The organism is Streptococcus porcinus (assembly GCF_901542335.1).
Taxonomy (GTDB): domain Bacteria; phylum Bacillota; class Bacilli; order Lactobacillales; family Streptococcaceae; genus Streptococcus; species Streptococcus porcinus_A.
In genome coordinates this window covers 710,979-725,262 of record NZ_LR594036.1, presented here as the reverse complement: position 1 = coordinate 725,262, position 14,284 = coordinate 710,979, and the positions used below count along the sequence as shown (strand labels likewise).

At 37.7% G+C, this 14,284-nt stretch carries 14 protein-coding genes and 1 pseudogene; all 15 read right to left on the bottom strand.

The window, feature by feature from the left end; all coding sequences use genetic code 11:
• Positions 1–96 precede the first annotated feature (96 nt).
• Positions 97–699 (bottom strand): nitroreductase family protein, encoded by a 603-nt coding sequence (locus tag FGK96_RS03495; protein WP_138081404.1) that lies wholly within the window; start codon positions 697–699, stop codon positions 97–99.
• A 103-nt stretch (positions 700–802) separates the two neighbouring features.
• Positions 803–2,584, bottom strand: coding sequence for an excinuclease ABC subunit UvrC (uvrC, locus tag FGK96_RS03490; protein WP_138081401.1), 1,782 nt, complete (start codon positions 2,582–2,584; stop codon positions 803–805).
• Between the two features lie 54 nt (positions 2,585–2,638).
• Complete coding sequence (locus tag FGK96_RS03485; RefSeq protein WP_138081398.1) at positions 2,639–3,442, bottom strand: Cof-type HAD-IIB family hydrolase; 804 nt, start codon at positions 3,440–3,442, stop codon at positions 2,639–2,641.
• Positions 3,443–3,512: 70 nt separating this feature from the next.
• Positions 3,513–4,886 carry an NAD-dependent succinate-semialdehyde dehydrogenase gene (locus tag FGK96_RS03480; protein ID WP_138081395.1) on the bottom strand — a complete coding sequence of 458 codons (1,374 nt, stop codon included), beginning with the start codon at positions 4,884–4,886 and terminating at the stop codon, positions 3,513–3,515.
• 190 nt (positions 4,887–5,076) lie between these two features.
• A complete protein-coding gene (locus tag FGK96_RS03475; protein WP_138081393.1) occupies positions 5,077–5,775 on the bottom strand; it encodes a YjjG family noncanonical pyrimidine nucleotidase in 699 nt (232 codons plus the stop codon).
• 425 nt (positions 5,776–6,200) lie between these two features.
• Positions 6,201–6,380: a hypothetical protein gene (locus tag FGK96_RS10550; protein WP_232045791.1), complete on the bottom strand. Its 180-nt coding sequence runs from the start codon at positions 6,378–6,380 to the stop codon at positions 6,201–6,203.
• 189 nt (positions 6,381–6,569) lie between these two features.
• On the bottom strand, positions 6,570–7,187 hold the full coding sequence (locus tag FGK96_RS03465; protein WP_138081390.1) for a hypothetical protein: 618 nt from the start codon (positions 7,185–7,187) through the stop codon (positions 6,570–6,572).
• Between the two features lie 76 nt (positions 7,188–7,263).
• Positions 7,264–8,448 (bottom strand): alpha/beta hydrolase, encoded by a 1,185-nt coding sequence (locus FGK96_RS03460; protein ID WP_138081387.1) that lies wholly within the window; start codon positions 8,446–8,448, stop codon positions 7,264–7,266.
• 139 nt (positions 8,449–8,587) lie between these two features.
• Complete coding sequence (locus FGK96_RS03455; RefSeq protein WP_138081384.1) at positions 8,588–9,607, bottom strand: YeiH family protein; 1,020 nt, start codon at positions 9,605–9,607, stop codon at positions 8,588–8,590.
• Between the two features lie 91 nt (positions 9,608–9,698).
• Positions 9,699–10,685 (bottom strand): aldo/keto reductase, encoded by a 987-nt coding sequence (locus tag FGK96_RS03450; RefSeq protein WP_138081381.1) that lies wholly within the window; start codon positions 10,683–10,685, stop codon positions 9,699–9,701.
• Positions 10,686–10,727: 42 nt separating this feature from the next.
• Positions 10,728–11,051, bottom strand: coding sequence for a carboxymuconolactone decarboxylase family protein (locus FGK96_RS03445; RefSeq protein WP_138081378.1), 324 nt, complete (start codon positions 11,049–11,051; stop codon positions 10,728–10,730).
• Between the two features lie 14 nt (positions 11,052–11,065).
• Positions 11,066–11,466: pseudogene (locus tag FGK96_RS03440) on the bottom strand (cupin domain-containing protein).
• Between the two features lie 2 nt (positions 11,467–11,468).
• Positions 11,469–11,864 (bottom strand): stress response transcriptional regulator NmlR, encoded by a 396-nt coding sequence (nmlR, locus tag FGK96_RS03435; protein WP_138081375.1) that lies wholly within the window; start codon positions 11,862–11,864, stop codon positions 11,469–11,471.
• Positions 11,865–11,875: 11 nt separating this feature from the next.
• Positions 11,876–12,916 (bottom strand): zinc-dependent alcohol dehydrogenase family protein, encoded by a 1,041-nt coding sequence (locus FGK96_RS03430; protein ID WP_138081373.1) that lies wholly within the window; start codon positions 12,914–12,916, stop codon positions 11,876–11,878.
• Positions 12,917–13,397: 481 nt separating this feature from the next.
• The gene (locus FGK96_RS03425; protein ID WP_138081370.1) at positions 13,398–14,252 is read right to left on the bottom strand and encodes an aldo/keto reductase; all 855 of its coding nucleotides are present in this window, start codon (positions 14,250–14,252) and stop codon (positions 13,398–13,400) included.
• Between the last annotated feature and the right edge of the window lie 32 nt (positions 14,253–14,284).

Below are 14,284 nucleotides of genomic sequence, written 5' to 3'. Positions count from 1 at the left end.
AAAGGTAAATAAGTTGTATTATCTACAACTTACTTATCTTTGAATATCCACTTAATACTATTATTATAACACGTTTGAACAGAATTTTCTCGGCCTTTAACGACGTTCAATTAATTCATCAACTGGTAAACGATAGCTTGGTTCAACCACATCATCAGTGTAACCAACAGTAATCAAAATTTCTGGACGAAAACGCTTATCAATATCTAAAATCTCGTTGGTCTTTGTTTTGTCAAAACCTAGAATCATGTTAGAAGCAATACGCTGATCAGTCAAAGCCAAGACTAAATTCATTGCAACTAGACCAGAATTAAAGGACAAGTATTCCGCTTTCTCAAGCTTATCAAATTTAGCATAACGTGGTGGTAGAGTTTCCATATAATAACCAATCAAATCATCAGGAAGTGATTTAACTCCAATCCGTGCTATCTTCCGAGATCTTTGAATCAAATCAGTATCCGAAAAAAGTGCCACGACGTACTGAGCTTGCTCAATCTGTACTTTATTACCAAGAACCATATCTTTAGCTAATTCGGCTTTTTTATCTTCAACAACAACAAACTTCCAAGGTTGAATATTATTGGCGCTAGGGGCTAAAGTAGCAATCTCAATTGCTGTTCGCAAATCCTTATAGTCAACAGGTTTATCATTAAAGGACTTGACAGCATGTCGTTTTTTGTTTAATTCGAGAAATTTCATAGACAAAATTCCAATCTGTTTAAAGTATTTTCAAAGTTTATTCTACCATATTTTAGGTCATTTGACTTTTTAAAAAACCATTTACTACTAATTAGTGTTTCTCCTATGCCTCCTTATTGGCAAAGGATGCCAGTAAAGACTGTGCCACTTTTTGAGGAATTCCTAAAGAGGTAATATCATCTAAGCTAGCTTGACTAATGGCTGTTAGACTCTTAAAATGTTTCAACAATGCTTGCTTGCGCTTTGGACCAAGACCCTCAATCCCATCCAATTTCGAAGAGAATGAATTCTTACTTCGTACTTGACGGTGGAAGGTAATAGCAAAGCGGTGAACTTCATCTTGAATCCGATGAAGCAAGAAAAACGCTTCTGAGTTTCTCGGCAAATCAATAACAGCTAGCGGGTCACCAAACAGCAATTCCTGTGTCTGATGCTTATCATTTTTTTGCAAACCAGCAATAGGAATGGAAAGACCTAGTTGACGATGAACCACATCTTTTGCAATATTGACCTGACCAGGACCACCATCAATGATAATCAAATCAGGTGCAACCAGATCATCATTTAAAACGCGACTATAACGTCGATAAATCACTTCGCGCATACTGGCATAGTCATCTGGACCTTGTACCGTTTTAATTTTATATTTACGGTAATCTTGTTTGCTAGCCTTACCATCAACAAAAACCACCATTGCCGCGACAGGACTTGTTCCTTGAATGTTAGAGTTGTCAAAAGCTTCAATTCTTTCAGGACGAGCTATTCCCATGAGTTGACCAAGACTTTCAATGGCTCCTTGAGTCTTCTTCAAGTCTTTCTCTAAAAGGTCAAATTTTTGTTGCAGGCTGACACGGGCATTTTTTGTTGCTAAAGCAACCAATTGTTTCTTTTCTCCTCTTTGAGGTTTGATGATTTTGGTAGGAACAATTGCTTCAACCAATGCCTGATCCACCTCTGAAGGGATAAAGATTTCGCTTGGGATAAAGTGCCGTTTATCCTGATAAAATTGACCAATATAAGTCAAAAAATCATCCTCTGCATTATTATAGTAAGGAAACATATTCACATCCCGCTGAATAAGTTTTCCTTGACGAACAAAAAAAACTTGCACGCACATCCAACCTTTATCCACATAGTAACCAAAGATATCACGGTCTTTTAAATCCTTACTCATAATCCGTTGCTTGGTCCGAAGCTTAGCTATCCCAGAAATTAAATCACGAAATTCCGCAGCCCGCTCAAATTCCATATTCTCAGCAGCAACAGTCATTTTTTCCTTTAAGTTATCAACAATTTTATCATCCTTACCATTTAGAAAAAGCTTAACATCTTCAACTAAGCCATCCCAGTAAGCTTTATCAGTATGACAAATTGTATGAGCGTTACATTGGCCTAAATGGTAGTAAAAACAAACTTTATTGACTGGATTGGTACATTTCTTAAAAGGGAAAATCCGATCAAGAAGCTTTTTAACTTCATTGGCTGTATAGGAATCTGGGTAAGGGCCAAAATAAAGACCATCATTCTTTTTAATTTGGCGCGTAATTAATAAACGTGGAAAAATCTCATTTGTAATCTTGATAAAAGGATAGGACTTATCGTCTTTGAGTTTAATGTTATACTTAGGCATATTCTTTTGGATCAGATTAATTTCCAAAAGTAGAGCCTCAGTATTTGACCCTGTTACTATAAATTCAAAATCAGCAATCTCTGACACCAACATCTCGGTTTTAGTATCATGACTTCCTCTAAAATAAGAGCGAACACGATTTCGGAGATTTTTAGCTTTTCCGACATAAATAATGGTGCCGTTTTTATCTTTGTGCAAATAGCAACCAGGACTATCTGGTAGCAATTCTAATTTGTATTTAATCAGTTCATTCATGTCCTTATTTTACCAAATTTTTACACTTTTAACTCTAAAAAGGCTGATCCTATTTTAAATACCCATAAGTTTTTCCATAACTGCCATCACACCACAATCGTCATTACTTGAAGTGATAAAAGATGCTGCTTCTTTAAACTTCTCAGTCGCATTCATCATCGCATATGAATTGTCAGTCATAGCCAACATTTCTAAATCGTTCTGACTATCTCCAAAAGCAACTAGATTCTTTGGCAATAACTTCCAATAATCAAGTAAAAATCTCAAAGCACTTCCTTTATTGACACCTTTACCAATAACATCAACATTCCCATTACCCGTTTCCACCGCTAGAACCTGTCCATCTAAACGCGTATTCAATGACTCAACAACTGCTTGCGTCTCAGGAATAGAGCTATTGAAAGAAAATTTTAGGATATTGTCAGCAGGCAGAGCTTTAAAAGACTCAACAACTACTAGTTCAGTATAGTAAAGTGAAAACATCTCCTTATCAGCTGCGCTAGCAGAATCTAGGATATAAGCAGATTTTCCCCCGCATACTAGAGCTCGATTTGCTAGCTTATTAACATAAAGGTAATCAATAACAGTGCTGACAATATCATTATTCAATGGGAAAGTTTTCAGAAGCTGTCCTTTATCAACGATATAGGCCCCATTTTCTCCAACAATGGTCATCTTATCAGCGTAGCCAGGGAAAAATTCTCTAATCTGATGATACTGATTACCACTAATCGCTACAAAATGCTTTTGCTGAGCATCGATTTTTTCAAAAAGATAAGCAAAACGCTGACGATCATAATCGTGTTGACTATTTAAAAATGTTCCATCCATATCAGTAGCAAAGACTTTGATGTCCATGGCATCTCCTTTCTTAAAAAGAAGGCTTAAAAGTTTCCCTTTAAGCCTTCTTTTATTTTAGCCAACTATCTTATTTTTTTGGTGTGTAGATTAAATGTTCATTGACAAATGCGGTGAAACCTAGTTCACTCAACTCACGGCCGTAACCTGAATTTTTTATGCCTCCAAATGGAAGTTCTGGAAGTGAAGCCCAACCTGAATTGATGAAGGACATCCCAGTTTCAATTTTAGCGGCTACAGCTTCTGCGTGTTCTTTATTACTACTGAAGATTGTTCCACCAAGACCATAATTAGAATCATTTGCTACTTCAATAGCTTCTTCTTCTGAAGCCACTTTGTAGATTTCGCCAACAGGGCCAAAGATTTCTTGATAGTAGATTGGGTTATCTTTTGTCAAACCAGAAATGATGGTCGGCATGACAAAGTTACCTGGGTGGTCAATGGCTTCACCGCCGTAAACTAATTCAGCGCCCTTATCGATAGCTAATTTAATTTGAGCAAGAACATCTTCTTTAGCTTGAGCTGATGACAATGGTGCCAAAGTTGTTTCTGGATCCATTGGGTCACCCCATTTAGCCGTTTTAAAGACTTTAGTCAATAGTTCTTTGAAACGGTCATAGTCTTTTTCAAGAACGATAAAGCGTTTTGAAGAGGTACATACTTGACCAGCATTATACAGCCGTGAGAAGAAAAGCACTTTTTCTAATTCATCCCAATCAGCATCATCAAGGACGATAAAGGCATCATCACCTCCTAGTTCAAGAGTGGTTTTCTTCAAGTTTTTACCTGCTTCTTCCGCAATGGATGCACCACCACGTTCAGAGCCAGTTAAGCAGACACCGACAACACGTTTGTCAGCAATAATTGTCGAAACTTGGTCATAAGAGACAAAGAGGTTAGTAAAAGCTCCTTTTTCAGCTCCCGCTTCAATAACTAACTCTTCAAAAGATTGAGCAGACCACGGACAGATCGAAGCATGTTTTAAAACCATTGGATTACCAACGATAAAGTTTGGCGCAAACACTCGCATGATTTGATAATATGGGAAGTTCCATGGTTCAACTGCAAGAACAACACCTGTAGATTGTTTGATATAGTATGCTTCACCTGTATCAGTAGCAAGTGGTGTTGCTTCTAAGAACTTATCAGCATTATCAGCGTAGTAGTCGGCAATATCAGCACAGAGTTCAATTTCACCTTGAGCTTCAGTGAAAAGTTTCCCCATATCTTTAGTCAAGATTTCCGCATATTTATCACGGTCACGACGTAAAATACTAGCAACTTCGTGTAATTGCTCTTTACGATCTTCTAAGTGGTCTTCTTGACGCCATTTTTTATAAAGTTTGTGAGCTGTCTCAAGCACCTCTTCTAATTGTGCATCGCTAGTGTTCTCATATTCCTTAAGAACTTCATTTGTAAAAGGGTAAATTGTTTTATACGCCATAATAAGCCTCCTTTTGTTATTAATTAAAGTCTATCAGAAAATGATACCGATTTCAAAAAAACGCTATGGAAATCTAATATTTTCTAAAAAATTTTAAATTTGTTCCAAAAAACAATTGCTAACAGAGCCTCTTCTTGTCTAAAAAAGACAGCGCGAGCTGTCTCAAATATAACTTTATTCTTTTAATAAGCTATTTGTCAGCCACCTGAAGAATGACTAGTAATTCTTGATAATTACGCACTTGATAGGTCGGCTGAGCAGAACTTTTGTTTTCTAATTGCTTGGGGTTATACCAAACTGTATCAATACCAGCGTTTATCCCACCTTGAATATCAGCAGTTAGACTATCACCAATCATTAAAGTCTCTGCGGGGTTATAGTTTGGAATTTGTTCTCCTATCCAGTCATAAAAAAATTTATCCGGCTTTTGGCTACCAGAAACTTCCGAAACAAAAATTTTTTCAAAATATTCTGCCAGCCCCGATTTTTTCAAACGACTAGTTTGGACTTGACTAAGGCCATTAGTCGCCGCATAAATAGCAAAGCCATTTGCTTTCAAGGTCTCTAATAAGGCTTTAGCACCAGGATAGCTTTGTCCTTGATTTTGAAGATGTGCCTGATATCTTTCGGCTAGATAAACACCATCGACTGTTCGACCAAAATGTTCAAATAATTTGGTGAAACGGGTATTAACCAGCTCTTTTTTACTTAGTAATTTAAGCTCTAGTCCTTTCCACATTGCTTTGTTCATAGGTTTATAGTACTCTTTGTAACTTTGAATATCTAGTACTTTACATTCTTCCAATAAGGCTGTTAAGGCGATATCTTCTGCCTTATCGAAGTCTAGTAGAGTATGATCAAGGTCAAATAATAAAAATCGATATGTCATAGAAATCCTTTCAAAAGGTTATTGAGCGAAATTGCAACTATTATAACATAAAAAACAATGAAAGCCTCAGAATACTAGCCTTCTCCGTGTAAGTAAGAGTTATCATAAGCCTCTATCAATCTCCTCATCATTTAGTTGCGTTTCAGTTGCTAACTCTAATCTATATTCGACTATCTCACATTAAAAAAGGGCTTTTTAAAAGCCTCTTCTTCTTATTTGCTAATTATTATCTTTTTTGACAAGAAATTATCAAGAGCTAACCTGCCACTTCCTGTGAAAACAAAGGCATATAAAACTGCTAGTTCCCCTTTATTGACAGAAAGGAAGAAAATGTTTCCTGCTAGCCCATGAAACATAAAATAAGCAACTTCCATTTTCTCACAAAAAGATAAAGGAAGCTATCCGTGTTCCAAGTCCAATCATAATCAAAATAAACCTGCACCTAATTCAATTAATCCACCAATCCTCATTAAAGAAGCTGGAGGAACTTTGACACCAAAAAGTCCAAAAACGTTATCTACACCATGACACATAATCATATAACCTGATACAATCCTTAACAACGAAATAGTATAGGGTTGTAAGTGATTCAATTTTTCTTTCATAAACGACTCCTCCTAAAGTAGTTATGTTATTACTCACGATTAATAGTTTGATATCTAGTTCACCTAACTTTTAAAAGATTTACGATTTTTCTGGTTAATTTTCAGAAAAAGTAGAGCTTCAACCAGCAAGACTTCTATATCTTTAGTGTCCAACAAAAAAGTAGCCCAGTTCAACTAAGCTACTTCTTATTATGAATGATATTTAATAATTTCAACTCGGCTTATGGTATTGCCATGCATTTTGTCAACTCTCAAGGCTAGGTTGTCTAAATAGACAATAGCACCGACGGAAATGGTCTTATCATCAGCCTCTAGCTTGCGAGACATAAAACTACAAAGAGTATCCTCTTTTTCACCTGGAATGTTAGTCCGTGCCAAGATATTAATCATCTTCAGTTTATAACTACCGCGAACAATCATATGTGCTGCATTATCCATTCTGACAAAAAGATACCTGCGAATAGCAAACAAAACAGCTACTGCTATGATACCATACAGAAAATTCAACATACTAGGATGGTCAACAATTATCTGACGAGTCAAGGCAAATAAAAGTACCTCAATCACCGTTTGAGGGCTAGGATTTGAAATCATCTTTATCAACTCGATACCAACTGCTAGGGCCATTGCTCTCGCTAGGACTAGATCAAATAATTCTAAATCATCTACGCTACTTGACATAAAACCCGTCATATCTTTCAAAAGCGAAAAGGCAAAAAAAACCATAGCAAGCATCAAGATGAAGGATAAAATCATCTCTAAATAGTCTGAAACTTCTTTTTCAAATTCTTGTAAATATTTTCTCACAAAATCTCCTTTTTGATACTGATAAGTGGCCTTGTTTATAGTTTCATTTTAACATAATTGACTGTTAGAAAATAGTTTAGTGCTTATGGTCACCTGCCTTTTCAGGATACGTTTTAAACCAATCTTTACTTAAGTTTAAATAAGCCTGACTCCCCAAGTTCCCATCAATCCGATCATAGGCATGATTTGTAAAAGGAATGATAACTAGTTTATTTGGAATCTTCTTTTCTGTCAAAACTTCGGCTAAATGGTAAGTGGGTTCCTGAGGAACCAAGGTATCACGCTGTCCTGCCATTAACAAGGTTGGTGGACTTTGAGGCGAAATAGCATTTTTGGGCGTCAGTTGAGCATATTTTTTTGGCAACTGGTCTGGACGCCCCCCTAAATAAGACACAACCATATACTTGGCGATATCTCCCTTAACCAGGTCACTATTCTCGTAAAAAGCTTTTGGACTAGCCACAGGATAAGAAACGGCTACCGCTGATATCTTAGGCAATCTAGTGCCATCTGCCCATTTGTAGACGCCACTATTAATTTTATAAGAGAGCTCTAGAGCCAAATTACCACCAGCTGAAACTCCCGTCGTATATAAACGTTCAGTGGAACCACCATAATTTTCAATATTGTTAGCAATCCAAGCAAAGCCTTTAGTTAGTTGCTTTTCTGTACTATCAGATAGGTGCCGATGTTTATTAGAAAGATCATAGTCTAAACTGACCACTACGTAATTGTCTTTGGCAAAACTTTTCCAATAGTAAGAATGAGAAGAACGGTGCCCTGCAATCCAGCCTCCGCCATGGATATAGACAAGAACTGGCTTATTTTTTACATTATTTTCCTTGTAGTAGACGTTTAGTTTAACATCTCCCAATTCCGAGCTACTGTAAGTCTTAACATCCACGGAAATACCTGAAGTATCTTCTATCTGATAGGATTTTAAAAAAGAAATGCCACCACCCAGCTGATTAACATGGGTCTGAATCATGATGATAATATAAATGCCCATGATTAAACTCAAGGAAGCAATAATGGCATTAAAAAGGGGCCACTTACTCTTCTTATGGGTTAGTGAAACATACAGACTAATGAAACATAAGATAAATAAGAGAGGAAGCCAGACTCGAACATAAGGGACCGTGTAATGGTTAGCAATGGAGCCAAGGTAAGGAATGGGAAACAACGTTGCTACGTTAAAGATAAAAACAGTAAAGACAATGACTTCTAAACTAAAAAAGACTACCTTCTTAAGGACAGCCATCAGACCCACCTCCTTCATATAAAATCTTTCTATACATTAATAGACTATCAAAAGTTCATAGCTCCTGCAAGTCTTGGCATGAGCTCACCAAATAAGAGTATATCTAAAAAATCAGCCATTTTTCAATGACTAGTTTGAACTACCAAACTCCCAATAAAATCTGCATAAGAAGGCTCACAATAGTAATAGCAATCCAACAGATAGCCCCCAAGGTAATAGCTTTCCCACCACTTTTAACTAATTTAACCAAATTAGTATTGAGACCAATAGCTACCATAGCCATGACAATGAAAAATTTTGAGAGTGTTTTTAGGCCTTCAAATAAAACTAGATGAATACCCAAAGCTGATACCAGAGTTGTAATTAACGAAGCAATTAAAAAGAAGAGAACAAAGGTTGGAAATGCTTTTTTCCAACTAAAATTCTTCTGAGCCTGTGAGTGTTTCTCTTTTCTAAGATTATAGGAAGCTAAGCCTAGAGTGATAGGAATTATAGCTAATGTCCGCGTTAATTTAACAATGGTTGCTTCATCTAAAGTATTAGCCTGGTGCAAAGCATCCCATGAAGCTGCAGTTGCTGTAACTGACGATGTATCATTAACAGCTGTACCAGCAAAGAGCGCAAAGCCATGATTGGACAAGCCTATCAGTTGCCCTAAACTCGGAAAGAGCAAAGCAGCAATGATGTTAAAAAGAAAAATAACAGAGATAGCCTTTGCAATCTCATCATCTTTAGCACCAATCACTGGTGCTGTTGCAGCAATAGCTGAACCACCACAAATAGATGAACCAACCCCAACCAAAGTTGCTGTATGGACATCGATCTTTAAAGCTTTTTGTAAGAAAAAAGCAACAAGTAATGCTGTCACGATAGTTGAAATAATAATAGGTAAAGAAGAAAGACCAACTTTCACAACTTGTGTCAAATTAAGTCCAAAACCTAAAAGAACCACCGCTATTTGTAAAATATATTTGGAGGTAAAGGCTATCCCAACTTGTCCTTTCTCACGATTGTGGTAAAAGAAAGCTAGAAACATACCTAACAAAATCCCAAAAACAGGACCACCAATAATAGGCAGAACTTGACCTAAGATCCAAGCCGGAACAGCAATCGCCAAACAGATGAGAATACCTGGAATCTTCTTTTGGATTGATAACATAGAGCCTCCTTTTCTGCAGACTATTATAAAACTTTTACTAAAGATTGTAAAATGTAAAAAAAGTCTTGCAGATCTGCAAGACTAGTGATTATTAGATGGCGCCGACAATTTTATGAGGTAAGTATTTCTCATCCAAAAGCTCTACTTCCTCTGGTGTCAATACTAAGTTAAAGGCGCCCATGAAATCATCCAAATATTTTTCTTTCGTTACACCAACGATTGGGGAGTGAATACCTTTTTGCCAGAGCCATGCTAAGGCAACCTGAGCTCGACTAACCCCACGCGCATCAGCCACTTGGGCAACCCGCTTCACGATTTCTTTATCTTGCTCTTGTGTCTTATCATATTTTGACATAGCCGTCTGATCTGTTTTACTCCTAGCTGTCTCCGCATCCCAATCACGAACGACACGGCCAGCTGCTAGAGGACTATAAGGAACCAAGGCTACACCTGAATCTTGACAATAAGGTATCATCTCACGCTCATCTTCACGATATAGCATATTGTAATGATTCTGCATCACGGAGAACTTGGTCCAGCCATTTTTTTCAGCTATATTTTGGGCTTTTTGGAATTGCCAAGCATACATAGCCGATGCCCCCAGATAATGAACTTTCCCAGTCCTCACTAAATCATTCAAGGCCGACATGGTCTCCTCAATAGGTGTAGTATAATCCCAACGATGGATGTAGAGTAAATCAATATAATCTGTACCTAAACGTTTGAGACTAGCATTGACCTGATTAAAAATGGCTTTACGAGACAAACCCTTGGTATTGCGCCCTTCATGTTGACCATCACCGAAGAAGAGTTTTGTCGCAATAATAATCTCCTCACGATCAGCAAAATCTCTAATAGCACGTCCCAAATATTCTTCACTCGTTCCTGCAGCGTAAGTGTTTGCCGTATCAAAGAAATTGATGCCCATATCCAAGGCCTTCTTGATAATCTTGCGACTGGCTTCTTCATCTAATAACCATCCTGAATGAAAGCCTTTACTAGCATCTCCAAAACTCATACAGCCTAAACACAGTTTTGATACTTCTAAACCTGTTTGTCCTAATTTAATATACTCCACTATAAACCTCCTTCAAAAAGATGTGATAACGACCTCTAAATGCTATGTTTCTGACCAAATAACTTTAGCACGGTTAAAAGCAGACCAAGCTTTTGGCCAACCAACATAAAAAGCAATATGAGTTATTATCTCTGACATTTCTTCTTTGGTAACGCCGTTGTCTTTGGCACGTTGTAAGTGATGATCTAACTGTTCCAAGTTACCACCCGAAATAAGAGCTGATACTGTTACTATCGAACGGATTTTAGCTGATAGTTCTGCTTCACGCGACCAGATTTTGCCAAATAAGATATCATCATTACATTCTGCAAATGTAGGAGCAAATTCGCCCAAAATCTCGCGACCTGCTGTCACTTTTTCCACCATTGGAGACCTCCTTTCTAGTGTTCAACACTCTGGTACTGCTGATCTGTTACTGCTTCATAAAATTCACTGGCACCTGAGGTAATAGCAATGTGTGAGAACCAAGAATCTTTACTTGCACCATGCCAGTGCTTAATTCCTTTATCAGTGACCACAACATCTCCCCCTTTCAAAGCGCGTGCTTCCTTACCTTCTTCTTGATACCAGCCTTGACCTGCTGTTACTAGTAGAATTTGGAACCCATCTAGATGAACATGCCAATTATTACGGCATCCAGGCTCAAAAGTCACATTCCCTACTGATACTTTTCCATCAGGAGATTTTGCCAATGTATTGAGAAAAGATTGCCCAATAAAAACTGTCCAAAAGGATTTTCTTCGCCTATAGCAAAGAGTCCATTTTTCACTTCTTCACACATCGCTATTCCTCGCTTTCATCCTTATCAAACAATTCGTGTTCCCGTGGAACTACCTTATTATGATAGTTTTCAATTTTATGATTAAGTCGTTTCAAAGCCTTTTGCAAAGTGTCTATGCGACCTTCTAAACCCTCTTTTTCCTCTTGTAAAATACTGAGTCGTGCTTTAATTGTAGCATCACCTTGCTCTACCAAACTAATATAATCAATTAAACATTCAACAGAAACCCCTGCACCTCGAAAGAATCGAACAAACTCTAAGACATTGACATCATGTTCGGAAAAGTTCCGAATGCCAGACTCACTACGCCTTATTATTGGAATAAGTCCAATTCGTTCATAATATCGAATGGTATCAGCTGAAACACCTGTGAGCTCACTCACTTTTTTGATATGCATAGTGACCTCCCTTACTGATTAACAATAAGCAGTGACTTAATAGCCTCACGTTTATCCATGGCATCGTAGGCAGCTTGAATATCATCTAATGAAAAGCTTTTAGTAAAAACTTTACCAGGGTTAATCTCTCCTGATAAAACAGCTTGTAGTAGGATTTCTTTATCAAATGTTGTTACAGAAGCTATGCCACCACGTAAACCAATATTCTTCCAAAAGAGCTCGTTGGTATTCATCACTTCTTTTTGTGGAACGCCGACACGACCAATAATGGCCCCTGGACGCCCTAGTTTTATGGCTGTCTCAATTGATAATTCTGTGCCAACACATTCCAAAATAGCATCTGCACCTTCACCATTTGTGAGTGCCATAAGTTTTTCTACAGCTTCATCACCACGTTCAGCAATAATATCAGTAGCACCAAACTCTAAAGCCAAAGCTTGCCGATCTTTATGGCGACTCATAACGATGATTTGCTTTGCCCCTAAAAGCTTGGTGGCAATAACACCACAGAGTCCAACAGCACCATCACCCATAACGACCACAGTGTCCCCTTTTTTAACCTCTGCTGTTACTGCTGCATGGTAACCTGTAGCCATGACATCTGATAAAGTTAATAAGGAATTGAGTTGCTCTTCAGAATAGTCTGAGGGCTGGCCAGGAATTTTAACCAAAGCCCAATCAGCATTCGTATAGCGAAGATATTCTGCCTGGTAACCAGTATTTTTCCCAGGTACGTGATTAGTACAATTGCCATCAAAGCCAGCTTTACAAGCAGCACACCGGCCACAGCCATGAGTGAACGGAACAACGACAAAATCACCAATAGCAACAGTTGTAACCTCTGAGCCGACTTCTTCTACAATCCCGATAGCCTCATGGCCTGCATAAGTCCCAGATTCACGAGCTGAAATACCCCGATACCACCATAAATCCGAGCCACACACACAAGCTCTGACAATTTTAATAATAGCATCACTACCTGCTTCAATACATGGTTTCTCACGTTCAGTAATAACCATCTTACCTGGTTCAATAAACGTTGCTGCTTTCATACTACATTACCTCATTTCTCTTTCTTTCATTATAAACCTTAGAGTAAACTCCAAGTCAAGAGAAAACACTCACTTAAAATAATATTTCAGAATTTTTTAAAATAGTCTTTATTTCTGAAACCTAATTCCACAGACCTTGTCTATTTCTGGTGACTACTACCATTCCCCTTATGATAAATTCCTCCTGTAAAAGTCCATATGTGGCGATAGCCTGTAGCACTCTACCTCTTGTTTCAATTGAAATCTGAGATGGTAATTTCCCAATAACTTTGTAATCAAAGTCAATTCTTTTAGCAACAACCATAGAAACTAGATCTACCTATTTACTAATTTTACTTTTGCTATGTATCTTCCTTCCCTATTAGTTACATCTTTTCCCTTCCTTAGATGAAACTCTAAAAAGGGGAAAAATAAAAAGAAATAAAGAATTCGGAACAGCACCGCAATAGTGAGGTGCAGTTCCTTCATCTTCATTTCTTATTTATTTGCCACTGAAAACTGGAAAAGTTGAATATCTTCCGTAATCAGTAAATCGAATCTTGTTCAGTAAAGCCATATCATGTCGTGAAATATTAAAATCAAGTTTCATATTACTCAAGAGATGCTCCGGATTTTCAGTTTTGGGTAAGGCAACCATGCCAAGTTGATTAACATATTTAAGACATAAAGAAGCTGGCGAGACAGCATATTTAACTGCCAATTCTTGGACGGTCTTATCCTTCAAAACCTGGCCGTGAGCGATTGGCGAATAGGCTTCTAAAAGAATCTCTTGGCTTTCACAATATTCCATTAAATCAAATGGAACATTCCCGATATGACTTAAAATCTGGTTAACCGCTGGTTTTACCTGACTATTTTCCAAAATATTTTCAATATCTGCCCTTAAAAAATTTGAGAGACCGATGGATTTAACTTTTCCCGCCTTTTGAGCATCTTCCAAAGCTCGCCAAGCTTCTAGATTACCCTGATCAAAATTTTTCTCTTTATCCCTCCACTCCTTCCAAGGTTGTGGGCTATGGATAAGCATTAAATCAATATCATTAAGTCCCAGTTTATTCAAGGAGTCATCAATAGATGCAGCGACGGCCTGATAGCTTTTCAGCTCAGCAGCCACTTTAGAAGTAACAAATATCTCTTCTCGGGGAAGACCTGATAAAAAGAGCCCCTTCCCGACACCAACTTCATTACCATAAGCTTGAGCAGTATCAATATGACGATATCCCAGTTTCAGAGCTTGCGATACAAGGACTTCTGCCTTTTCATCACTTATCAGCCATGTTCCAACCCCCACACTTGGAATACGATTGCCATCACTCATTTTAAAAGTTTCGATCATCCTATTGCCTCCGTTCTTTCCCCTATTATAGC